25 protein-coding genes are annotated in these 22,944 nt (G+C 63.9%); 12 read left to right on the forward strand and 13 right to left on the reverse strand.

The window, feature by feature from the left end; genetic code table 11:
- Positions 1-14 precede the first annotated feature (14 nt).
- Genes V7Q53_RS00690 through V7Q53_RS00705 form a run of 4 tightly spaced genes read left to right on the forward strand, consistent with a single transcriptional unit; the run spans position 15 to position 3,850 of the window.
- A complete protein-coding gene (locus V7Q53_RS00690) occupies positions 15-995 on the forward strand; it encodes an ABC transporter permease (protein WP_333826433.1) in 981 nt (326 codons plus the stop codon).
- A gap of 1 nt (position 996) precedes the next feature.
- Positions 997-1,869 (forward strand): ABC transporter permease, encoded by an 873-nt coding sequence (locus V7Q53_RS00695; protein WP_333826434.1) that lies wholly within the window; start codon positions 997-999, stop codon positions 1,867-1,869.
- On the forward strand, positions 1,869-2,879 hold the full coding sequence (locus tag V7Q53_RS00700) for an ABC transporter ATP-binding protein (RefSeq protein ID WP_333826435.1): 1,011 nt from the start codon (positions 1,869-1,871) through the stop codon (positions 2,877-2,879). The genes V7Q53_RS00695 and V7Q53_RS00700 overlap by 1 nt, the downstream gene beginning before the upstream one ends.
- Positions 2,876-3,850: an ABC transporter ATP-binding protein gene (locus tag V7Q53_RS00705; protein ID WP_333826436.1), complete on the forward strand. Its 975-nt coding sequence runs from the start codon at positions 2,876-2,878 to the stop codon at positions 3,848-3,850. Before V7Q53_RS00700 ends, V7Q53_RS00705 begins: the two co-directional genes overlap by 4 nt.
- A 36-nt stretch (positions 3,851-3,886) precedes the next feature.
- Here the strand turns inward: V7Q53_RS00705 and V7Q53_RS00710 are convergent, their stop codons facing one another.
- From V7Q53_RS00710 to V7Q53_RS00735, 6 genes are all read right to left on the reverse strand, one after another.
- Positions 3,887-4,804, reverse strand: coding sequence for an NAD-dependent epimerase/dehydratase family protein (locus V7Q53_RS00710; protein ID WP_333826437.1), 918 nt, complete (start codon positions 4,802-4,804; stop codon positions 3,887-3,889).
- Between the two features lie 130 nt (positions 4,805-4,934).
- Positions 4,935-5,810: an IclR family transcriptional regulator gene (locus V7Q53_RS00715; protein WP_333826438.1), complete on the reverse strand. Its 876-nt coding sequence runs from the start codon at positions 5,808-5,810 to the stop codon at positions 4,935-4,937.
- Positions 5,811-5,861: 51 nt separating this feature from the next.
- A complete protein-coding gene (locus V7Q53_RS00720) occupies positions 5,862-7,556 on the reverse strand; it encodes a thiamine pyrophosphate-binding protein (RefSeq protein WP_333826439.1) in 1,695 nt (564 codons plus the stop codon).
- Between the two features lie 34 nt (positions 7,557-7,590).
- Positions 7,591-9,075 (reverse strand): tripartite tricarboxylate transporter permease, encoded by a 1,485-nt coding sequence (locus V7Q53_RS00725; RefSeq protein WP_333826440.1) that lies wholly within the window; start codon positions 9,073-9,075, stop codon positions 7,591-7,593.
- Positions 9,076-9,100: 25 nt separating this feature from the next.
- Entirely contained in the window at positions 9,101-9,598 is a 498-nt protein-coding gene (locus V7Q53_RS00730) for a tripartite tricarboxylate transporter TctB family protein (RefSeq protein ID WP_333826441.1), read from the reverse strand.
- 62 nt (positions 9,599-9,660) lie between these two features.
- On the reverse strand, positions 9,661-10,626 hold the full coding sequence (locus tag V7Q53_RS00735) for a Bug family tripartite tricarboxylate transporter substrate binding protein (protein ID WP_333826442.1): 966 nt from the start codon (positions 10,624-10,626) through the stop codon (positions 9,661-9,663).
- Positions 10,627-10,761: 135 nt separating this feature from the next.
- Here V7Q53_RS00735 and V7Q53_RS00740 point away from each other — a divergent pair, with 135 nt between their 5' ends.
- Positions 10,762-11,520: an SDR family NAD(P)-dependent oxidoreductase gene (locus tag V7Q53_RS00740; RefSeq protein ID WP_333826443.1), complete on the forward strand. Its 759-nt coding sequence runs from the start codon at positions 10,762-10,764 to the stop codon at positions 11,518-11,520.
- Between the two features lie 33 nt (positions 11,521-11,553).
- On the opposite strand, the gene V7Q53_RS00745 is transcribed toward V7Q53_RS00740, so the two are convergent.
- The 6 genes from V7Q53_RS00745 to V7Q53_RS00770 all read right to left on the reverse strand — a co-directional run bounded on the left by V7Q53_RS00745 (position 11,554) and on the right by V7Q53_RS00770 (position 16,490).
- A complete protein-coding gene (locus V7Q53_RS00745) occupies positions 11,554-12,210 on the reverse strand; it encodes a peroxiredoxin (RefSeq protein WP_333826444.1) in 657 nt (218 codons plus the stop codon).
- A gap of 12 nt (positions 12,211-12,222) precedes the next feature.
- Positions 12,223-13,050 carry a sulfate ABC transporter permease subunit CysW gene (gene cysW, locus V7Q53_RS00750; protein ID WP_333826445.1) on the reverse strand — a complete coding sequence of 276 codons (828 nt, stop codon included), beginning with the start codon at positions 13,048-13,050 and terminating at the stop codon, positions 12,223-12,225.
- Positions 13,047-13,904 (reverse strand): sulfate ABC transporter permease subunit CysT, encoded by an 858-nt coding sequence (gene cysT, locus V7Q53_RS00755; RefSeq protein ID WP_333826446.1) that lies wholly within the window; start codon positions 13,902-13,904, stop codon positions 13,047-13,049. The genes cysW and cysT overlap by 4 nt, the downstream gene beginning before the upstream one ends.
- A 4-nt stretch (positions 13,905-13,908) precedes the next feature.
- Complete coding sequence (locus tag V7Q53_RS00760; protein WP_333826447.1) at positions 13,909-14,907, reverse strand: sulfate ABC transporter substrate-binding protein; 999 nt, start codon at positions 14,905-14,907, stop codon at positions 13,909-13,911.
- Positions 14,904-16,013 carry a sulfate/molybdate ABC transporter ATP-binding protein gene (locus V7Q53_RS00765; protein ID WP_333826448.1) on the reverse strand — a complete coding sequence of 370 codons (1,110 nt, stop codon included), beginning with the start codon at positions 16,011-16,013 and terminating at the stop codon, positions 14,904-14,906. Before V7Q53_RS00765 ends, V7Q53_RS00760 begins: the two co-directional genes overlap by 4 nt.
- A gap of 225 nt (positions 16,014-16,238) precedes the next feature.
- Positions 16,239-16,490 carry a hypothetical protein gene (locus tag V7Q53_RS00770; RefSeq protein WP_333826449.1) on the reverse strand — a complete coding sequence of 84 codons (252 nt, stop codon included), beginning with the start codon at positions 16,488-16,490 and terminating at the stop codon, positions 16,239-16,241.
- Positions 16,491-16,640: 150 nt separating this feature from the next.
- Here V7Q53_RS00770 and V7Q53_RS00775 point away from each other — a divergent pair, with 150 nt between their 5' ends.
- From V7Q53_RS00775 to V7Q53_RS00805, 7 genes are all read left to right on the forward strand, one after another.
- Positions 16,641-16,847 (forward strand): hypothetical protein, encoded by a 207-nt coding sequence (locus tag V7Q53_RS00775; protein WP_333826450.1) that lies wholly within the window; start codon positions 16,641-16,643, stop codon positions 16,845-16,847.
- 13 nt (positions 16,848-16,860) lie between these two features.
- Complete coding sequence (gene phnC / locus V7Q53_RS00780; protein WP_333826451.1) at positions 16,861-17,676, forward strand: phosphonate ABC transporter ATP-binding protein; 816 nt, start codon at positions 16,861-16,863, stop codon at positions 17,674-17,676.
- A 54-nt stretch (positions 17,677-17,730) separates the two neighbouring features.
- Positions 17,731-18,630, forward strand: a complete 900-nt coding sequence (gene phnD, locus V7Q53_RS00785; RefSeq protein ID WP_333826452.1) for a phosphonate ABC transporter substrate-binding protein — start codon at positions 17,731-17,733, stop codon at positions 18,628-18,630.
- Positions 18,631-18,693: 63 nt separating this feature from the next.
- On the forward strand, positions 18,694-19,566 hold the full coding sequence (phnE, locus tag V7Q53_RS00790) for a phosphonate ABC transporter, permease protein PhnE (RefSeq protein ID WP_333826453.1): 873 nt from the start codon (positions 18,694-18,696) through the stop codon (positions 19,564-19,566).
- A complete protein-coding gene (gene phnE / locus V7Q53_RS00795) occupies positions 19,563-20,912 on the forward strand; it encodes a phosphonate ABC transporter, permease protein PhnE (protein ID WP_333826454.1) in 1,350 nt (449 codons plus the stop codon). Before phnE (V7Q53_RS00790) ends, phnE (V7Q53_RS00795) begins: the two co-directional genes overlap by 4 nt.
- Positions 20,913-20,932: 20 nt before the next feature.
- On the forward strand, positions 20,933-21,580 hold the full coding sequence (locus V7Q53_RS00800; protein ID WP_333826455.1) for an SDR family NAD(P)-dependent oxidoreductase: 648 nt from the start codon (positions 20,933-20,935) through the stop codon (positions 21,578-21,580).
- Between the two features lies 1 nt (position 21,581).
- Positions 21,582-22,199, forward strand: coding sequence for a chloramphenicol acetyltransferase (locus V7Q53_RS00805; RefSeq protein WP_333826456.1), 618 nt, complete (start codon positions 21,582-21,584; stop codon positions 22,197-22,199).
- Positions 22,200-22,212: 13 nt separating this feature from the next.
- Here V7Q53_RS00805 and phnF read toward each other — a convergent pair whose 3' ends face one another.
- Positions 22,213-22,923 (reverse strand): phosphonate metabolism transcriptional regulator PhnF, encoded by a 711-nt coding sequence (gene phnF / locus V7Q53_RS00810; RefSeq protein ID WP_333826457.1) that lies wholly within the window; start codon positions 22,921-22,923, stop codon positions 22,213-22,215.
- Positions 22,924-22,944: the final 21 nt, after the last annotated feature.

Here is a 22,944-nt window from a genome sequence, read left to right on the forward strand (position 1 = left end):
GGGGCGATTCGACCATGGGCACGACCCGTTACATCTTCCGGCGACTGGGCTACGGGTTGATCCTCATGATCGGCGTCGTGGTGCTGAATTTCCTGCTGATCCATGCCGCACCGGGCGACCCGGCTGAGGTGATCGCGGGGGAAATGGGCGGCATCTCGGAAGAGATGATGGCCGATATCCGCGCCCGCTATGGGCTGGACAAGCCGCTGCCGGTGCAACTGGGCATCTATCTGGCCAATATCGCGCGGCTTGATCTGGGGATGTCCTATTACTTTGACCGCCCGGTGTCTGAGCTGATCGCGCAGCGGATCTGGCCGACCGTTCTTCTGGTGCTGACCGCACAGCTGATTGCCATCTTCGTTGGCGTGGTTATGGGCGTTCTGGCCTCGCGCAGGCCGCAGGGGCCGTTTTCAGGGTTTGTGTCGGTGTTTTCCACCGTCGGCTATGCCGCGCCGGTGTTCTGGACCGGACTGATGCTGATCATCCTCTTTTCGGTGATTGTGCCGGTTTTCCCGGTCGAAGGGATGAGCAGCGCGCGGTTCCGGGGTGGCGGTTTCGCCTATGCGCTCAATGTTGCGCATCATCTGGTGCTGCCTGCCACCACGCTGGCGATCATCTTTCTGGCGCAATATGCGCGCCTGTCGCGGGCCTCGATGATCGAGGTTCTGGGTGCGGACTATGTGCGCACCGCGCGCGCCAAGGGGCTGGGCGAAGGCCCGGTGATTTTCCGCCATGCGCTGCGCAACGCGGTGCTGCCGATCCTGACGGTGGCGGGCATCCAGTTCGGCAACCTGATTTCCGGCGCGCTTCTGGTGGAGACGGTTTTCAACTGGCCCGGCATGGGGCGGCTGGCGTTCGATTCCGTGCTCAGGCGCGATTATCCGACGTTGCTGGGGGTGCTGTTCTGCGCTTCAGGCGTGGTGGTGGTGGCCAATCTGCTGACCGATCTGAGCTATCGCCTTGCTGACCCCCGCATCCGCACCGGAGGACGCTGATATGGCGAAAACCCATACCACCCCCGAAGCCGTCAGCCCCCTGCGTGAGGCATGGGGCCAGTTCCTGAAAAACCGCCCGGCGGTGTTCGGGCTGGCGCTGTTGTCGCTGATTGTCGCGCTGGTGCTTTACGGCCATTTCCTGCATGACGCCGATCCCTATGATATCGTCTGGATGCCCCTGACCGCCCCGGGCGAAGAAAGCGGCATCTGGCTGGGCACCGACTTTCTGGGCCGCGACATGATGACCGGCCTGCTGAAGGGCGGCGGGCCGACGCTGGCGGTAGGGCTTTCGGCGGCGCTGATCACGGTGGTGATCGGCATCTTCACGGGCGCGCTGGCCGGGTATTTCGGCGGTTGGGTGGATGATCTGCTGATGCGGCTGACCGAGTTCTTTCAGGTGCTGCCCGCGCTTTTGTTCGCCATGGTGCTGGTGACGCTGTTCTCGCCCTCGCTCTGGACGGTGGCCTTTGCCATCGGCGTTGTCTCATGGCCGCAGACCGCGCGCCTGACCAGGGCCGAGTTTCTGCGCATCCGTGAGCTGGAATATGTCACCGCCGCGCGCTCGATCGGGGCGGGCAACGGACGGATCATTGCCCGCGTGATCCTGCCCAATGCGCTGCCGCCGCTGATCGTTTCGGCCACGCTGACCATCGGCGTGGCCATCCTTTTCGAGGCCGGTCTGTCATTCCTTGGCTTGGGTGACCCCAACACCATGTCCTGGGGGCTGATGATCGGGCAGAACCGCAATTACATCCTTGATGCCTGGTGGCCCGTCACCCTGCCGGGGCTGGCGATCTTTCTGACCGTCTTTGCCGTGTCACTGGTGGGTGACGGCCTCAACGATGCGTTCAACCCCAAGCTGAGGTCGCGCTGATGGCGGATACTGCCACGAACCAACCGCTGCTGAGTCTGCGTGACCTTCGGGTCGAATTTGACACCCGCCATGGCCGCGTCACCGCACTGGCCGGGATCAGCCTTGACGTGATGCCGGGTGAAACGCTGGGGATTGTCGGGGAATCCGGTTGCGGCAAGTCGATCACGGCGCTGGCCATGATGGGGCTGGTGCCCAATCCGCCGGGCCATGTGACGGGCGGCAGCATCCTGTTTCAGGGCGAAGACATCACCCGCGCCAGCGCCCGCCGGATGCGCAAGCTGCGCGGCGGGGATATCGCCATGATCTTTCAGGAGCCGATGACCAGCCTGAACCCGGTCTTTACCGTGGGCGACCAGATCGCCGAGGCGATTTTGCTGCATCAGGATGTCAGCCGCACGCAGGCCGAAAAGCAGGTGGTCGATCTGCTGGCGACCGTCGGCATTCCGGAACCGGCAAAACGGGCGAAATCCTTCCCGCATCAGCTTTCGGGCGGTATGCGCCAGCGGGTGATGATTGCGATGGCCATTTCCTGCCGCCCCAAGCTGCTGATCGCGGATGAGCCGACAACGGCGCTGGATGTGACCGTGCAGGCGCAGATCTTTGACCTGATGCGCGATATTCAACGCGAATTCGGGGTGGCCATCGTGCTGATCACCCATGACATGGGCGCGATCGCCGAAATGACCGACCGGGTGGCCGTGATGTACGCCGGGCGCATCATCGAGCAGGGCACATCTGATCAGATTCTGGATAATCCGATGCATCCCTATACCAGCGGGCTGATCAACTGTATTCCCGTTCTGGGGCGCGAGGCGGGCGGGGCAGAGCGGCTGCCACCGCTGGCTGAAATTCCGGGCATCGTGCCGCCGCTGCATCTGCTGGGCGAAGGTTGCGCCTTTGCCGAGCGGTGCCACAAGGCCGATGCCCACTGCCGCGCCCAACGCCCGGCACTGGAAGACAAGGGGCACCCGGTTGCCTGTCACCACGCAGGCAAGGAGCTTCCGGTATGAGCGCGCCGCTTCTCAGTGTCCGTGGCCTGACGGTCGATTTCCAGTTGGGCCGGAGCGGATTGTTCAGCCCGCCCTCAGTGCTGCGGGCGGTGCGCGGCGTCGATTTTGAGCTGTCGCCCGGGCGCACGCTGGGGCTGGTGGGTGAATCCGGCTCGGGCAAGACGACAACCGCGATGGCGGCGATCCGGCTGGCAGAGGCGTCTGGCGGGCAGGTATTTTTCGACGGCACCGACCTGATGACCCTGCCGCCCGCCCGGATGCGCAGCTATCGCCGCCATCTGCAGGTCATTTTCCAAGACCCCTATTCATCGCTCAACCCGCGCGAGCGCGTGGGTGCCATTGTGCGCGAACCGCTTGATCTGATGAATGTCGGTGACCCTGCCGGGCGCAATGACCGGGTGCGCGAGCTGTTCGCGCTTGTCGGGCTGCGGCCTGACCAGATGGCGCTTTTCCCGCATCAGTTCTCAGGCGGGCAGCGCCAGCGCATCTCCATCGCCCGCGCGCTGGCGACCAACCCGCGCCTGATTGTCTGTGATGAGCCGGTCTCGGCGCTGGATGTGGCGATCCAGGCGCAGATCCTGAACCTGCTGCGCCGCTTGCAGGATGAGTTCGGCCTTTCATACCTGTTCATCAGTCATGATCTGGGCGTGGTGCAGTTCATCTGCGACGATATCGCGGTAATGTATCTGGGCGAGATCGTCGAATATGCCGACCGGCCCACGCTGTTTTCCCGGCCCCGCCACCCCTATACGGCCGTCCTGCTGGAGGCTGCGCCATCGCTGGCGCGGCGCAAGTCGCGCGGCTATCAGCGGCAGGGCGCCGTCGCGGGTGACCCCCCTTCGCCACTGAACCTGCCCGCAGGCTGCGCCTTTGCCAGTCGCTGCCCAAAGGCGCAGGATCTGTGCCGCACTGAAAAGCCCCTGCTACAGGACACCGGCGCAGGAAAAGTTGCCTGTCACTTTCCTCTATAGGATACGCGAGCCGTTATAGGGTTCCCGGTACCCCCTTCACCCCGTGGCGGCGCGGCGAAAGGCGTCAATCGTGCGTCGCGTACCCTCTTCCAGCGAAAGGCTCTGCCAGTCACCCAGAAGCGCCTGAAGCGGGGCATTATCCATTTCTTCAGGCGCGGGCCGGAAGCTGGGCGCGGCGGTGATGCGCGCATCGGGGACAACCTTGCGGATCGCCGCGATCACCTCGTCGGTTGAGCGCGCATCAGTCGTCAGATCACTGACCACCGGCTGTTCGGGCTGCACGGCAAGGCACCGCATGAAAATATCGGTCACCTCGTCAATATGCTGAAAACACATGACGCTTGAGAAAGGGATCTCATAGGCCTCGCCCCGGGCGCCCGCGCGCATCGCTAGGGTGATCGCCGCCGTCTCGCCCGAATCCCGGCCCGGGCCGTAAACGACATTCGGCCGCAGCCCGACCGACACGATGCCGTAGTCAAGAAAATAGACCTTTGCGATATCCTCGCCGCAGCGCTTGTAAACGCCGTAAAGGTTGGTGGGGGATTGAAGGGTGCCGCGCGGCCTTGCTGCCAGCGAACTGGTGTAGACCAGCCGCGAGATACCCATTTGCCGCGCCAGCTCCATCACGTTGATCTGGCCGATCACATTGACCTCGGCCCCCAGAACCGGGTTCTTGCGGCATACCGGAATCACCAGCCCGGCCAGATGCGCGATGGCATCGACCGCATTGTCTTCGGCGATCCGCAGGAGGGCCGGCAGATCACGGATATCGGCTTGGGTATAGGTTACGCCTTCCAGCCTTTCGCCATGCTCAGGCAGGGTCAGGTCGGCAATAACGGGCCTGTGCCCCGCATCGCGTAGTCCCGCAGCCAGTGCCCGCCCCAGAAAGCCATTTCCCCCGGTGATCAGTGTTGTGATCGGCTGACTGCCCTCCGGCCTTTCAAGCGCTTGCATGACATCTCCCTCCCTGCATCCAACGGCTCTCATAATTCTGCTATACGGAACTATTTTGCGCAATGCACAATTAACCCACCGCGCCGGTTTGCACCGCGCGCGATGCCTCCCGCATCATCAGAAGTGGGCGTTAATGGGCAGGGTCGCTGGCGAAGGAGCTGCCGCTGAGCGTCGATATCTCGCGTGAGGCGTTCAGGAGCAGGGGAAGATGCTCTTTCAGCATGGTTTCCCGCGATACATTCGATGAATTGCAGCCAACGCTGATGGTGAAGATATCGCGGGTCAGCGGGTCCTGGATGGGAACGCCGATGGCGATATGGCGCGCATGCCATTCGCCGAAGGAAGACGCGTAGCCCTCGCGCGCCATTCGCTCAAGCGCGGCATCCAGCGCAGGGCGTTTCTCGCGCTCCCATGCGTCGCCGTGGAGCGTGGCGAGCATCTCATAGACCCCGGCGCGCTCACTGGCTGGCAGCGCAAAGAGATACGCCCGCCCCGGCGCCGATTCCGCCAGCGGTATGCGCGAACCGACATTGAGGTTCAGCACCACGGCGGTGGGTTTGCGGATCAGCTCGACAAACATCATGTCGCTGCCATCGCGCACGCTCAGCGCCGCAACACAATCACCCCGGCTCGCGATGGCTTCCAAATGGTTGCGCACCATTTCACCGAAACCCAGCCGCCCCAGCGCGGCATATCCCAGCGTCAGAACCTGATTGGAGACGGCATATTTGCCGTATTCCGGCAGGTAACGCAGGTAGCCAAGCTTGGTCAGCGTTCCCAGCAAGCGCGACACGGTGGTCTTGTGCAGCCCGGTCCTGTCCGCCAGCGCCTGCGTGCCCAGCACCCGGTCTTCCGCCCGGAACGCCCGCAAAATGGCCATGCCCCGCGCCAGCGAGCTGACGAAGGGCCGGTCATCATTGATCGCCGCCGCGCCGATATCATGGCGCGGGCGGCCCCGCCTGCGGGCGGGTTTTTCATCCGGTGTCTGGTCGTTGTCGCTGTTCACGTCACATTTGTTCCGCTCTGCCCATTGCTCTGAGTCGCATTTTTGCCCCTGTCAGTCCAGCGCCCCATAATCCGAGCAATCACGGTGGCTGGCGGCGGGGTCAACCTTGACATCAATCACCACCGGCCCGCCCATCTTGTGCGCCTCGCGCAGGGCATCGTCCATCTCGCCCTTGTCGGTGACGGTCAGCCCACGCGCGCCCATGCCCTGCGCAATCATCGCGTAATCATGATCGGCGAAATCGACGCCGATTGCCTGATTGCCCAGATTATCGCGCACCATGCCAAGGCCTGCATTATTCGCCACGATATACACCGCATCCAGCCCCCGCTCGGCGGCGGTGGCCACGGCATCCATGGTCATCATGAAACCGCCGTCACCGATCAGGCCCGTCACGCGCTTTTCGGGGCAGACGATCTTGGCGGCGGTGACAGCGGGCGGGCACCAGCCCATGCCGCCGATACCGCCGGGCGCCACCAGCTGATGCGGGTGGCGCAGGGGCAGGCGCGTGGTGGCCCAGATGCGGTTGGTCCCGGCGTCCAGCGTGAGCAGGTCATCGGCGGTCAGAAAGCCTGAGAGGCTGCGCATGATATCGGCATAATGCAGCGTGCCGGGGCGGGTGGCGTAGTCAGGCAGCACACCGTAATCATTGCCGTACCTGATCTGCGCGATCTTCTGTTTGCGCGCGGCGGACTGTGCCGGCTTGGCAGGGGTGGTGCGCAACAGATAGTCCAGCACATCGCCCGCATCCGCCGTGACCGCCTGATCAACAGGCAGCACCCAGCCCGCATGCAGCGGGTCGATATCGACCTGAATGATCGTCTGGTCACCCGGCCTGATCATCTGCGCGTCGCGGAAGCGGGTGTATTCAGGGCCAAGGCTGCAGCCCAGCACCAGAATGGTATCGGCGGCCTGCACCATCCGGTTCGCCGCCGCCGACCCCCAGGTGCCCATCATCCCCACCGCGATGTCGCAGCTTTCATCAATCACGCCCTTGCCGTGATAGCTGGAGGCCACGGCGATGCCGTCGCGCTGCGCGAGCTCCTGAAGCTTCTGGCCACTCCGGCTCATGTAAACACCGTTCCCGGCAATGATCACCGGGTTCACGGCTGCCTGCAACGCCTGCGCGATCTGGTCCAGCGCGGCGGTGTCCGGGCGCATGGGCGTGTGGCGCAAATAGCCTGCGGTGGGGTAGAGCGTGGCGCGGGGGTTGTCGGGCACCTCCTCCTTGATGATGTTGGTGCGCATCACCACGGCGGCAGGCCCCTGACGCGGGATGGCGGCGTGTTTGATGGCAAGCTGGGTGCCATAGATCGCCTCGGTGGGCGTGGTGGCCAGCGTGGCGTATTTGGTCATGGTTTTCAGCACGCCGAACGTGTCACCCGCGCCATAATCGCCGGTCATCGTCTGATAGACCCCATGCTGCGCGAAACCGTCATAGCAGGAGGTATCGGTCAGCACGACCATCGGTGAGGATGAGAAATACCCCTCCAGAATGCCGAATCCCGCCGTTGTCGCCGCCCATGGCCCCTGCACCATCAACAGCCCCGGCTGGCCGGTGATCTTGCCCGCCACCTGCGCCATGACCGAGGCCGATTGCTCGCTGCGCGCCAGCACCAGATCGAACTCATCCTTGCGGTCAAAGAAGGCCGGAAGTGACCATGTGATGCCCAGCCCGGGCAGGGTGAAGCCGCGCGTGATTCCGGCCTCGATAAAGGTGTTGATCACGCCCTCGTTGGTTTTCATGTCGTGCTCCGATAGGGGTATTGGTTGTTAAGGCTCAGGCCCGGCGGCGGCTGCGCAGCCAGCGCAGCAGGGGCCACAGAAGGACAAGCGCGGTGATGATGAACAGCACCAGCGCGATAGGCCGCTCAAGGAACGCCAGAAAGCTGCCCCGCGTCAGGATAAGCCCCTGACGCAGCGACAATTCCAGCATCGGGCCCAGAACAAGGCCGATGACGATTGGCGCTACCGGAAAGGCGAAATACCGCAGCAAAGCGCCCAGAACCCCGGCGCCAAAGGCGATCCAGACATCAAAGGTGCTGCCGCTGACGCCGTATGCGCCAAGGGTTGAGATGATCATGATCAGGCCGATCAGGATCGGCTCGGGCACGCGCAGGATACGGGTAAAGACCGAGGCCCCCAGCGCGCCGACCCCGAACATGACCACGTTCACCAGAATCAACGCCATGAACAGCGCATAGACGATATCCATATGGTTGACGAAAAGCTGCGGACCGGGCGCGATGCCCTGAATGACCAGCGCCCCCAGCATCACCGCCGTCACCGGATCACCGGGAATGCCCAGCGACAGCGTGGGCACCAGCGCGCTGCCGGTCACCGCGTTGTTGGCGCTTTCACAGGCGACAATGCCGTCGGGCTCACCCTTGCCGAAATTCTCCTGCCGTTTGGAAGTGCGCCGCGCCTCGGAATAGGCGATGAATGAGGCTGTGGCCGCCCCCGTCCCCGGCAGCGCCCCCACGAAAGAGCCGATCAGCGATCCGCGCACCAGCATGCCGATACGGCTGCGCCACGCGGACCATGGCGGCAGGCTGAAACCCACCTTCATCGTGGTGCGGTCCATCCCCGGTTCATCCAGCTTCAGGATGCGCAGGAACATCTCGGAAAACGCGAACAGGCCCACCACCACCGGGATCAGCCCGATACCGGCGGTCAGCATGAAACTGTCGAAGGTAAAGCGTAGCGTGCCGGTCACCGGGTCAGAGCCGATGGTGGCAATCAACACCCCCAGTGCGCCGCCCATCAGCCCCTTGGCCAAGGCACCCGCCGACACCCCCGCGATGCAGGTCAGCGCGAACAGCCCCAGCGCGAAATACTCAATGGGCGTGAACATCAGCGAGAACCGCGCCAGTGCCGGGCCGACGATGATCAGCACAGTGACCGAGAACAGCCCGCCAATCATCGACGACATGGTAATCCAGCCGATGGCAAGACTGGCCTCGCCGCGCATCGCCATTGGAAACCCCTCCAGCGCCGTAGCCGCCGATTGCGGGGTGCCGGGTGTGTTGAGGATCGTCGCGGTGATGGAGCCGCCATAGACCGATCCGCAGTAAACCCCCAGCATCAGCGCAATCGCGGGCACCTGTGGCAGGCCGAAGGTGAACGGCAGCACCATCGTCAGCCCGATGACCGAACCCAGCCCGGGCAGCACCCCCACCACCACACCAAAGGCGGTGCCCAGCACGATGCAAAGCAGGGTCAGCGGCGTTGCAACCTGCGTTGCCGCCTGAATCAGAAGGTCCATGCCAGAGATCCTTTGAAAAGCGCCATCATGACAACCAGCGGGCGGTTGGCAGGATGATCAGAAACGCGCGCTCAAACAGCAGCCAGACCACCACCGCATAGACCACCGCGATCAGGACCAGCAGCCACAGGTCCCGCCGCCCCAGCAGCAAGGGAATGGCAACCGCATAGACGATGCTGGCGGCCACGAAACCGATGCGTTCCAGCGCGGCGATATAGAGCGCGGTCAGGGCGATGACGGCCCCCAGCCTGAGCATCGGCGCCGCCTCTGGCAGGCGGCGGGCAGAGCGCAGCAGACCGAACACAAGAAACGGCAGCAGGACAGCCATGATCCCCAGCACCAGACGCGGAAAGAAATACGGGCCCCTGCCATGCGTGGCGCGGGCAAAGGCGCTGACCTCGGCAAAGCTTGCCCAGAAGAAACTGGCGACCAGCACCAGAAACCCGGCCAGCAACGCCGCCTCAAGCCAGAGCGCGCCCTTGCTGCCCCGCGCGACGGGGGGTGGATCGGGAATGTCCTGCATACCCTTCATCCTTCAAGATTTGGGGGTCTGGCCCGTGCCGCAGGCAGGGCCAGACCTTGCCGTCATTCCGAAATCAGGCCAGCGGCCTCAAGCAGGGTGCGGTTTGTGGCGTAGGTTTCACGCACAAAGGCCTCAAACTCGGCAGCGCCCATATAGGCGGGGGGCTGGCCAAGCGCCTCCATCCGGCCCTGAAACTCGTCAGACCGGATGCCCGCATCGCAGGCCGTTTCCAGCCGCTCAAGCGTTTCAGCCGGTGTATTGGCGGGGGTAACCAGCCCGCCCCAGATCGGGAAATCCAGATCATAGCCCTGCTCAGCCGCCGTCATAAGATCAGGCTGTTCATCCAGCCGCGTACGCTGCAGCAGCGCCAGCGATTTCAGTTGCTCGGCATTGGTCGAATAGAACGAGACATGCGGGATGAACAGATCGGCGCTGCCGTCCAGCAGCGCGCGCAGCGCCGGGCCGTCGCCGTTGACCGGCAGATAGGTCATCTCGATATCGGCGGCAGCGGCAAGGCCCAGACCTGCGACATGCGGGATAGAGCCGATGGCCTGAACCGCAAAATTCAGATCACCCGGATTGGCGCGCGCATACTCGACAAGGTCTTCAAGCGTCTCAAACGGCGAATCGGCGCGCACAGCGATTACGGTGGGCGCGGAATAGGCCAGACAGACATAGCTGAAACTGTCGATGTCATAGGGCAGACGGTTCATATGCGGCTGGGTCGTCAGCGGGCCAACCGGGGCCATGGCAACCGTGGTGCCATCAGGGCGCGCGCGCGCCGCCTCGGCCACGCCGATGGTGCCGCCCGCGCCCTCTGCGTTGCGGACGATCACATCGACACCAAGGCTTTCAGCCATGCCCTGCTGCATGGCACGGGTGGTGATATCGGTGCCGCCCCCCGCCGCGAAGGGCACAACAATGGTGACAGGCCGGGTCTGTGCCCCGGCGCCCTGCGTATTCACCGCCAGCGCTACGGCAACAAGTGCCACCCCGCGCAATGCGCCTTTTCTCATGATTCGCGTCATATTCGCCTCCCTACTGCAATGACAGCGCCACGGGCGTTCCTCCTCGCCCTCAGAGAATAATTGCACAGAGCAAAATTATATTCCATTATTAATTTTATCTTCGGTCGCATCAGGGAGGAATTCGGTGTGAGACGGATGGAGGGACGCAAGGCGCTGGTCAGCGCGGCGGCAGACGGGCTGGGTGCGGCTGTGGCGGCGCGGCTGGCAGAGGAGGGGGCGACGGTTACGGTGCTGGACCGCAGCCTCGATGCCATCGAGGCCGCGCGCCAGCGCCCTGAGATGGCGGGCATCCGGTTCGAGCAGGTCGATCTGACCGACACCGGCGAGACCCATGCCCTGATGACCCGCCTTGTTGCGCAAACCGGCGGGTTTGACATTCTGGTCAACAACGCGGGCGGGTCACTGCATACGCCCGCGAAATTTCTTGAGGAAACCGACGAAGACTGGGACCGGGTGCTGGCGCTGAACGTGATCAGCGCCGTGCGCCTCACCCGCGCTGTTCTTCCGGCCATGGTTGAACGCGGCTGGGGCCGGGTGATCAACATGGGCTCCAAGGCGGGGCGCTATGGCTCGCTTTTCACCGGGGCGAATTATGTGGCGTCGAAAGGGGCGATCCAGTCGATGACCCTGCAACTGGCGCAGGAGTTCGGGCCCCACGGCATCACCGTGAACGCCGTCTGCCCCGGCGCCATCCTCACGCCCCGGGTGGAAGGGCTTCTGGCCGAGCGCATGAGCGCCAGCGAAAGGGCGGCGGTCATTGCCGCGATTCCGGTGCGCAGAAACGGCAAGGTAGCTGATGTGGCAGCGGCGGTTGCCTATTTTGCCTCGGACGAGGCCGGGTTTGTGACCGGGCAGTTGCTGGATGTGAACGGCGGGCAGGGCATGGCATCGTGACAGCCGCGCTTGCCCGCCGCTGAGAATGCGTCGTCAGCCGGGTTGTTTGGTCGTACGCAGATAGGGCAACACACGCTCAAAACTGCCGAAACGCTGCGTGGCGTCTTCGTCTGACACGGCGGCGGTAACGATCACATCCTCGCCCTGCTTCCAGTTCGCGGGCGTTGCCACCTGATGCTTCGCGGTCAGCTGAATGGAATCCAGCGCGCGCAGAATCTCGTCGAAATTGCGCCCGGTGGTCATCGGATAGGTCAGGCTGAGCTTGATGCGCTTGTCCGGGCCGATGATGAACACCGTGCGCACCGTGGCGTTATCGGCGGGTGTGCGGCCCTCGGACGTGCCCTCGATGGAGGCGGGCAGCATGTCATAGAGCTTGGCCACCGTCAGATCAGTATCGCCGATCATCGGATAGCCGACACTCTGGCCGGTGGCGACCTGAATGTCAGTTTTCCATTTGTGATGGCTTTCCACCGGGTCAACCGAAATGCCGATGATCTTGGCGTTGCGCTTGGCAAAATCGGGGGCAAGCCCGGCCATCAGGCCCAGTTCGGTGGTGCAGACCGGCGTGAAGTCTTTCGGATGGCTGAACAGAACGGCATATCCGTCGCCGATCCAGTCATGAAAACGGATCGGGCCTTCGGTGGTGTCGGCCTCAAAATCGGGGGCGATGTCATTAATGCGCAGGGCCATAAATGCCTCCTGTCAGGTTTTGCGGGTTTCAAGGAACGCCTTCACCACAAGCGCGATGACAGCGATCAGCGTCAACGTGGACGCGGCAGCAAAAGCGCCCACGGCATTGAGATCATTAAACAGCAGCTCGACATGCAGGGGAAGGGTGTTGGTCTGACCGCGGATATTGCCGGACACGACCGAGACGCCGCCGAACTCACCCACAGCCCGCGCCGTGCACAGAACCGCACCATAGAGTAGCGCCCATTTGATGTTGGGCAATGTCACCCGGCGGAAAACCTGCCAGCCGCTGGCACCCAGCGTCACGGCGGCCTGTTCCTGCTCAGTCCCCTGCGCCTGCATCAACGGCAGCACCTCGCGCGCGACGAAGGGCGCGGTGACGAACATGGTCACCAGCACAATGCCGGGCAGTGCGAACAGCACCTGAAGGTCATGCGCCTGCAACCACGGCCCCAGCAGGCCCTGACGGCCATAGAGCAGCAGATAGCAGATCCCCGCGATGATCGGTGAGATGGAGAAGGGGATTTCGATGATCGTCACCAGTATGCCGCGCCCCGGAAAGCGGTGCTTGGCCACGGCCCATGCCGCCGATACGCCGAAAGCCACGTTCAGCGGCACCACGATCAGCGCGGTGAGCGTGGTCAGCCAGATGGCATGCAGGGTCTGAGGATGCATGATATTGGCGGCGTAAACGGCCCAGCCGCTGGAAAAGGCGCGCACAAAGATGAACACCAGCGGGGCCACAACCACAAACAGCGTCAGCGCCACGGCAAGCCCGATCAGCGCGCGCTCGGTGGTGCGGCTCTGACCCGGCAGATGGGTGAGGGTTGCGGTGCTCATCGGTTCGCCTCGCGGTAGCGCGACGCCCAGAACTGCAACAGGTTCGACACCAGCAGCAGAACCAGCGCAAAGGCCAGAAGCACCAGCGCAATGGCGGCGGCGCCGTTGTAATCATATTCCTCCAGCCGAATGAAGGCCAGAAGTGCGGCGATTTCGGTGCGGAACGGCAGGTTGCCGGCGATGAAGACAACCGCCCCGAACTCTCCCAGCGAGCGGGCGAAGGCGGTGGTGCAGCCTGCCAGCCAGGCAGGAAAGATGGCCGGGAAAACGACGCGGGTGAAGATGGTCCAGGGCCGCGCGCCCAGCGTGATCGCGGCCTGCTCCAGCGCCGGGTCCATGTCTTCCAGCACCGGCTGAACGGTGCGCACCACGAACGGGATCGAGGTAAAGGCCATGGCCAGCGCGATGCCCCAGATGGTGTAAACCACCTGAAAGCCCATCGCCTCCAATGCCGGGCCGAACCAGCCGTTGGCTGAGAAAAGCGCGGTCAGCGACAGGCCCGCCACCGCCGTGGGCAGGGCAAAGGGCACATCCATCAGCGCATCAAGAATGCGCTTGCCCGGAAACTCATACCGCACCAGAACCCATGCCATCAGCAAGCCGTAGACCGCGTTGAAGAGGGTGGCGATGAACGCCGCCGTCAGGGTGATCTGGAATGCCGCCACCGCGCGCGGGCTGGAGACGATCTGCCAGAACCGCGCGGGCCCCATCTCGGCCCCCTTCAGGATCAGGGCCAGAACCGGGATCAGCACGATCAGTGTCAGATACAGCAGTGTCGTGCCAAGGCTCAGCGTGAACCCCGGCAGGACGCGTTTGGCGCGGATCGGCGCGGTTTGTGCTGTGGCGGCAATCATGGCGTCACTGGTTCACAAACACATTGTCCAGCCGCGCGCCTTCAGCGAAATGATTCTCCTGAATGGCATCCCAGCCGCCAAAGACCTCATCCACCGTCACCAGCCGGACTTCGGGCAGGCTGTCGGCAAATTCGGCGGCGATATCGTCGTTTGCAACGCGGTAGTAGTTCTGGGCGACGATGCGCTGTGCCTCAGGGGTATAAAGCCATTCCAGATAGGCAGTGGCCAGCTCGGTATTGCCGTTGCGCTCGGTCACGCCAGAGACGACAGCCACCGGGAAGGCCGCGAACAGGCTGACAGAGGGCGTCACCCGCTCCAGCCCCTGATCGGCATAAGCCGCTGCGATCCCGCCGGTTTCGGCCTCAAACGTCACCAGCACATCGCCGATATTGCGCTCGGCAAAGGTCTGCGTGGCGCCGCGCCCGCCGGTGTCAAACACCGGGACATTATCGAAAATCGACTTCACAAAGGCCTCGGCGGCATCCTCGTCGCCGTTGTTCTGCTCCAGCCCATAGGCAAAGGCCGCCAGATAGGTGTAGCGCGCGTTGCCGCTGGTGCGCGGGTTGGGGAAGATCACCTGCACATCGTCGCGCGCCAGATCATCCCAGTCCTGAATGTTCTGCGGGTTGCCTTCGCGCACCAGAAAGGCGGGCAGCGAATACCAGGGCGAGGCGCCGTTGGGCAGGGCATCGCGCCAGTCCTCGGGCAGCAGACCGCCCTGCGCCAGAACGTCGATATCGGTTTCCTGATTGAAGGTCACCACATCGGCGGCCAGCCCCTCAAGGATCGCGCGTGCCTGACGGGATGAGCCGCCATGGCTCTGATCGACGGTGACAGTGCGGCCCGTGGTTTCCTGCCAATGGGCGGCAAACTCGGGGTTCAGCGCCTCGAACAGCTCGCGCGCAATGTCGTAGCTGGTGTTCAGAAGGCTGTCCTGTGCCACGGCGGGGGTGGCGGCGAGGGCGATTGCCACGGTTGCTGCGCGAAGGGTTGGGAAGGTCATCGGGTTTTCTCCCTTGAGGGTGTGAAAGGAATGGGCTGGCCTGCGGCAGCTGCCGCGCGCCGCTCGGCCGGAAAGAGGGTTCCGGCCTCGATTTTCAGGCGGACCGGGGCATCGGGCACCAGCGCTTCGGCCTGCACGGCGCGGCGCGGCACATCGGCCTCCGCCTCGCCCAGTTCGGAATGGCGCAGCAGAAGGCGCAGATGCGCACCGTTGGACGCGCGCGCGGCGATACGCCAGGGCGCGGCGCTGTCGGGCACCGGCAGGATATCCTCAGGCCGCGCGAAAAGCTGCGCCGTGCCATCCGCCAGCGCACGGCGTGGCAGGGCGGTCAGGTCCAGCCCCGGCCCTTCGGCGCGCCCGGCATGGATGGAGACCGGCAGTTCCACGGTTGCGCCCATGAAGCGGGCAACGAAGGGCGTGGCGGGGTGGTCATGGATGGCATCGGCGCTGCCAATCTGCTCGATCCGCCCGGCGCCCATTACCACCACACGGTCCGCCAGCTCAAATGCCTCTTCCTGATCATGCGTCACGAAGATGGTGGTGGAGCCCGTCGCCTCATGCACGCCGCGCAGCCAGCGGCGAAGATCGCGGCGGATCGCGGCATCGAGCGCGCCAAAGGGCTCATCCAGCAGCAGCACCTTCGGCTCGATCGCCAGTGCGCGCCCCAGCGCCACCCGCTGGCGTTGCCCGCCGGAAAGCTGGGAGGGGTAGCGGTCTGCCAGATCGGTGATCTGCAGGAAATGCACCATCTCATCGACCTTGGCGGCGATCACCGCCTTGCCGGGACGCTCGGCGCGCGGGCGCACGCTCAGGCCAAAGGCGATGTTGTCGCGGACTGTCATATGCGGGAAAAGCGCGTAATGCTGGAACACAAAGCCGATGCGCCGCGCCTGCGCGGCCAGTTGCAGCCAGTCCTGCCCCTCAACCGCAAGCCGCCCGGCATCGGGCCACTCCAGACCGGCCATGATTTTCAGAAGCGTTGTCTTGCCGGAACCTGACGGCCCCAGCAGCGCAACAAGCTCGCCTTTGTGCACGTCAAGCTCGATCCCGCGCAGAACATCCGTCTGCCCGAACCGTTTGGTCATTCCAGAAATCGTGATCGACATGCCTGATCTTCTCCGTCCAGAGTGCTGACCTAGAAAGGTGGCTTCGGCCCTGCAAGGGCGTCGGGGACAGGGTGGTCAAAGGGGCTGCGGTAGAAATTCCGCAGCAGGGGCGCAGGGGGCAACAGGCACTCACGGCATGTCCCGCCGCCGGATTGGTCGGTTCGGAAACCGGCGTTTTGCAAGGAAACTGTTCTTTTTCCCGGTCTCGCCCACCAGAAAGCGGCTTTACCGCGACGACTGGACCGCCGAAGGCTGAGAGATGAATGACCCCTTGGGGGCGAAGGCGATGAACAAAATGCCGGCACAGGCGATCAGCAGAATGGCCAGCGCAAGGGGTGAGTTGCGCCGCTCACTGGCGATGATCCGGGCCGCCTGCTTGCGCGGTGCGCCGGTGAAAAGAGGCTTCCCTGCACTGGTGTCAGGTCCGGTGCCACCCTGTGTCTTCTCGGTGCCGGGTATGAGCATGGAATGCGTCATGTCGGTTTCCTGTGGTATGTCGCCAAACTCTAGCATCTTTATCGTGTAAGTTTCAGGCGCTTTTTTGTGGATACTTTAGATCCCTGCTGGTTCGCTTTCAGGTCTGTGATGCCCCCCGGCTTCCTCTGTACAATCACGACAGAAGTTATCGTGAAAATCAACAAAATAATCACGGCAAATCCGGTCGTGAAAGCGCTGACCCGTTGCCTGCGCAAAAATCCGCGCGCCAGCGCCCGGTTTTTCAGCACGCCCGCCCTGCCCCCGCACCGGGTGCAGGCACCACCGCCGAATTCACCGCCCCGTCACCAAAACTTCACGGCACTGTCAAACACACCGGCGATAGAAGCCCTGCAGTAAAGACAGGTGCCCTATGCTGGACGTTCAGAACGTGACACGGGTTTTTGGCCAGAAGCGGGCCGTCGATGCGGTCAGCTTCACGCTGCATGAGCCGGGCTTCATCGGCATCATCGGCCGCTCCGGGGCGGGAAAATCGACCTTCCTGCGCATTCTGAACCGGCTGACCGACGCCACCGCAGGGCAGATCCTGTTTCAGGGCGATGATATCCTGTCCTTCCAGGGCCGTGCCGCGCGCAGCTGGCAAAGCCGCTGCGCGATGATCTTCCAGCAGTTCAACCTTGTTCCCCGGCTGGATGTTGTGTCGAATGTGCTGCATGGGCAGCTGAACCGGCAATCGACGCTGGCAACCATGTTCAACCTCTGGCCACGCGCCGATATCCTGCGCGCCATTGATATTCTTGAGCGTCTGGGCATCGCCGAGCAGGCCACCAAACGGGCCGAGGCGCTTTCGGGCGGGCAGCAGCAGCGCGTTGCCATTGCCCGCGCCCTGATGCAGGACCCGGCCATTATTCTGGCCGATGAACCCATCGCCAGCCTTGATCCGATGAATGCGCAGATCGTCATGGACACGCTCAAGCGCATCAATGTCGAAGACGGACGCATGGTCATCGCCAACCTGCACACGCTTGATACCGCGCGGCGCTACTGCGACCGGGTGATCGGCATGCGCGACGGCCGCATTGTCTTTGACGGCACGCCCGATGAACTGACGACTGATGCCGCGCGCGAGATTTACGGTGCGGATGACAGCTTCAACGAAGATGCCACCTCGACCGCGATCAAGCCTGCGCATGACAGCGCCGCCGCGGTCCGCATCGCAGCCCAGTAACCCTTTCCCCGCCCCGCCCTCCGGCGGGGCTTTTCTTCGCAACGGAGCACCCGAATGAAGAAACTTGCCGCTGCCCTTCTTCTGTCCACCGCGCTTGTCGGCGCCGCTTCGGCGCAGGAAATCACCGAGTTCCGCATCGGCCTTCTGGGCGGCGAGAACGCGCAGGACCGTCTGGCCTCGAACGAATGCTTCCGCGCCTATACCGAAGAGGCACTGGGGGTTCCCACACGCCTGTTCACGCCCGCCGACTATAACGGCGTCATTCAGGGCCTGATCGGCGGCACGCTGGATCTGGCATGGCTGGGCGCCTCGGCCTATGCCGCCGTCTGGCTGAATGACCCCGAAGCCGTTGACCCGGTTCTGGTAAAAACCAACCTCGACGGCAGCTACATGTATTATTCGATCGGTTTTGCCCGCACCGACAGCGGCATCACCTCGCTCGATGACATGGAAGGGCGCAGCTTCACCTTTGCTGACCCGAACTCCACCTCTGGCTACCTGATCCCGCTGATCGAGATTCCGCAGGCGGGCTATTCGATGACCGAAGGCGAATACTTCAGCCGCATCGGTTTCTCGGGCGGGCATGAGCAGTCGATCATCGCGGTGGTGAACGGCGATTCTGACGCCGGTGTCGTCTGGGCCGATGGTCAGGGCGAATGGGAAGACGGCTACAACTCGGGCGCGCTGCGTCGCGCGACCGACTCGGGCATCGTTGACATGAATGACATCGTGGAAATCTGGCGTTCGCGTCCGATCCCCGAAGGCCCAATTGTGCTGCGCAGCGCCCTGCCGCAGGATGTCAAGGATACCATGATCGAACTGATGGCCAACCTGCATGACACCGACGCTGACTGCGCCTATGGTGTTGCCGCTGGCGAAACCGCCGGTTTCACCCCTATCGGCCATGAGGCCTATGAAACCATCATCGAAGTGCGCCGTTCGCAAATGAACTGACGCTTGCGTGACAGGGCCGGGTGCCGCCACTGGCGTGCCCCGGCCCTTTTTTATGGGGTTTCCATGGCCACTGTCATTCCCGGCCCGCTGCGGCTGAGCGATATCCGCGAAGATTATCTGCTGCTGACCCGCCGCCGGCGGATGTATAGCGGCATCATCCTGCTCGTCTTTGCGGCGCTCTTCATCTCAGGATTCCGTGTCGCCGAAATGCGCAACGCGGGCAGCTTTGCTGAGGGTTTCTCGCGCGTTCTGGATTTCCCGCGCGAGCTGGTGGTGGAGGCGTGGAGCAAGGCGGGCAACCTTCCCGACCATGCCGCGCAGGCCTTTCCCGCGCTGATCGAAACCCTCAACATCGCCATGGTCTCTACGCTGCTGGGCTGCATTCTGGGCACGTTTCTGGCACTTGGCGGCACACGCGGGCTGGCCCGCTGGCCCCGGCTGGTTCCCGTTGCGCGCCGCGTGTCAGATCTGTGCCGCGCGGTGCCAGAGATTGTTATCGCGCTGGTGCTGATCTTCGTGATGGGCGGCGGGCCGGTGCCTGCCATGATCGCCATCGCCATTCATACCGCGGGGGCACAGGGCAAGCTTTTCTCCGAGGTGAACGAGAACGTGGACCTGAAGCCGCTGGAAGGCCTTGCCTCGGTCGGTGCCAACTGGTGGCAGCGCACATGGCTGGGCGTCTTTCCGCAGGTCATGCCGAATTACCTGAGCTATTCGCTGCTGCGCCTTGAAATCAACATCCGCGCCTCGGCGATTCTGGGTTTCGTGGGTGCGGGCGGCATCGGGTATGAGCTGCGCAACGCCATGACATTCGGGCAGGGCAAATTCGATCAGGCGGCGGCCATCTTCCTGCTGCTGTTTGCCACGATCGTGCTGGTCGATCAGATATCCAGCGTGCTGCGCAATGGCCTCACGCAGGGAAAGGGCGCCCGATGACCGCTGTCGATACCAGTTTCGCTGCGGGCGATATCCGCACGCAGGCGCAGCGCCTGATCAAGCGCAAACGCACCATCGCGCTGGCCGCACCGGCGCTTGTGGTGCTTTACCTGATCTATATCTTCTTCGCCTTTGATGTGCCGGGGCTGATGCAGCGCGCGCGGATGGACAATGCCGCAATCCTTCTGTCCGATGCCGTCAGCTATAAAACCCATGTCACCCGCGACAACCGCAACGGCGCGCTGTCCGTCTCGGTCGAGGGCAGCCGCCGCGCGGTGTTTCCCGCTGACCGGCAGCCGGACTGGGTGGCCCGTGATGGGGAGCGCACCACCATCACCCTGCCTGGGGGCCATGTCGTCACGTATGACGGCCCGCTTGTCAGCTATGACCTGCCGGGCTACGGGCTGATCCGCGTCACCGTTGCCGACCCGATTGTGCTGGAACTGCCGCAACCCGGCCCGGTGCCCGGTTTCATCAATGCCTCCGATGCCCGCGTGGTCATCACCACCGACGCCGGGCGGGTGACAGTGACCCGCTCGCGCACCGAAACCTTCCGCTATTTCTGGGGGTGGGAGCTGTTCTTCTTTGATCTGCAAAGCCCCTTCGCCGGTTTCAGCCCCGGGCAGGTGCTGGCGGCCGCTTTTTCGGCAGACCGGCTGGACCTCGCGCTGCCCAACTGGCACGCCATCGTGCGCGATGTGTGGAACAACGGCATCTGGCGGCATGGCGAGGTGTTCTGGGCCATCCTGGAAACCGCGCTCATGGCCTTTCTGGGCACCTTCGGCGCGGCGATGATCGCCCTGCCGCTGGCCTTCATGGCCGCGCAGAATTTCACCCCGTCGCAGACAGTGCGCTTTGGGGTGCGCCGGGTGTTTGACTTCGTGCGCGGGGTGGATGCGCTGATCTTCACCATCATCCTCAGCCGCGCCTTTGGGCCGGGGCCGATGACCGGGGCGCTGGCGATCCTGATCACTGATTCGGGCAGTTTCGGCAAACTGTTCTCGGAAGCGCTTGAGAATACCGACCAGAAGCAGATCGAAGGCGTGCAATCGACCGGCGCCAATGCGCTGCAACGCTACCGCTTTGGCGTGATCCCGCAGGTGATGCCGGTGCTGATCAGTCAGGTGCTGTATTTTCTTGAATCCAACACCCGTTCCGCCACCATCATCGGCGCGATTGTCGGCGGCGGGATCGGCCTGCTGCTGACACAGGCAATTCAGACCACCAACGACTGGGAAAAAGTCACCTATTACATGATCCTGATCGTGCTATTGGTCATCGCCATGGACAGCCTGTCAGGATGGCTGCGCCGACGGCTGATCAAGGGCGACGGCAGCGGCAGCTAAGGGCGGAAACCGGGCGCGGCATGACACATATTCTGATCACCGGCGGCAACCGGGGTCTGGGCCGGTCGATGGTTCAGGCCGCCCTTGGGCTCGGCTGGAAGGTCACCGCCACCACCCGCGGCGCGCCGGTTCCCGGGGGCGCGGAGGTGCGCGTGGTGGACATGACCGACCTTGCCGCCGTCGCGCGGCTGGGGGACGGGCTGGCCCCTGTCGATATCCTGATTAATAACGCCGGTATCATCGGCCCCGCGCGGCAATCGACGCTGGACATGGATTTCACCGGCTTCGCGCAGACACTGGCCGTCAACACGCTGGCGCCGCTTGCCGTGGCGCAGGCCGTGCTGCCCGCCCTTGCACCGGGCGCGCGGGTTCTGTCGGTCTCATCGCAGATGGCATGGATGGGCTATGCGAAATCAGACCGGATCGCCTATCGCGCCTCGAAAGCGGCGCTTAACAAGGTGATGCAGGGCCTTGCCACCGATCTGCTTGCCCGGGACATCGCCGTCGCGCTGGTCGATCCGGGCTGGGTGCGCACCGATATGGGCGGCGTTGAGGCCGATCTGGAGCCTGACGCGGTCGCGCAGGGCATTGTGCAGCTCGCCGCCCGCCTGACGCTGGCCGATACCGGCCGGTTCTTCCGCCATGATGGCACCAAACGTGAGTTCTGACATGCCCCGCCTTTCCCCTGACACCCCGCTGATCCACCCTGAATGCTCGGTTACGAACAGCACTTTCGGTGCCTATTGCGAGGTCGGTCGCGGCAGCCGGGTGCACAACAGCACCTTTGGCGACTACGCCTATTGCGACCGCTACGCCGATATCGCCAATTGCAACGTCGGCAAGTTCGCCAATATCGCCGCCTTTACCCGCATCGGCCCCACCGACCATCCGATGCACGCCGCCGCCCAGCATCATTTCCTCTATCGCTCCGCCAGTTACTGGGACGATGCCAGTGATGACGTGGAATTCTTCAAGGCCCGCGCGGCGCGGCGCTGCACGCTGGGGCATGATTGCTGGCTGGGCCACGGCGCGATCATCAAGCCTGAGGTCACGCTGGGGATCGGCGCGGTTGTGGCCTCAGGCGCGGTGGTGACGCGCGATATTCCTCCGTTCATGATTGTCGCCGGGGTGCCCGCAAAGCCCGTCCGAGCCCGCTTTTCAGACGCCGTGATTGAGCGGCTTCTTGTGCTGGCATGGTGGGACTGGCCCCATGACCGCCTGCGCGGGGCGCTTGAGGATTTTCGCAGCCTTCCCGCCGAAGCCTTCCTTGAAAAGCACGGGGGCTGAGAAAGACGCGGGCTCAATCCGGGGTCACGGTCAATGTTACCCGTTCGCCCGCGAAGTGGGTGATGCCATATTCCACCGGCACACCGGCACTGTCGCGGTTGAGCGAAACCGAGCGGATGACCGCGCCACCCGGGCGCATCTGCAGATGCCCGGCCAGAAGCGTATCGGCAGCCACCGCGTTCAGGCGGGTCCAGGCGCGGGTGTATTCGGGCACGCCGCAAGCCTCCAGCGCCTGCGAAACGCCCATCCCCTCGGTAAAGGCGGCTTGCAGGCCCGGCAGGCGCGCCAGCGGAAAGGCCGAGCGGAAATGGCTGATCGGCACCCCGTCCGAGCGGGTGATCCCCTCAATCCGCAACACCGGAGCCTCGGCGGGCAGGTCCAGTGCCTCGGCCTCAGGGGCTGAGGCCGGGAAGGTCTGCACCATCAGAATCGTGCGCCCGCCAACCCGCCCGCTGGCGGCGATGGCGGTGGTGAAACGGGTATGGCGGGTCAGCGGGTATTCCATCGGCGGCGCCAGCACAAAGACGCCCGCGCCCCGGCGGGCATGCACTTGCCCGGCCTCAGCCAGCGCGGCCAGCGCCCGGCGCACCGTATGGCGGTTGACCCCGAAGCGGCGCGCCAGCTCTGCCTCGGTCGGCAGGCGGGTGCCGGTGGGCAGGGTAGCGATCTCGTCGCGCAGGGTATCGGCAATCTGACGCCAGCGCGAAAATTCCGGTTCTGTCATGAAAATTTCACTCGCCCTGCC

This window comes from Pararhodobacter sp. (assembly GCF_036802785.1).
Lineage (GTDB): Bacteria > Pseudomonadota > Alphaproteobacteria > Rhodobacterales > Rhodobacteraceae > Pararhodobacter.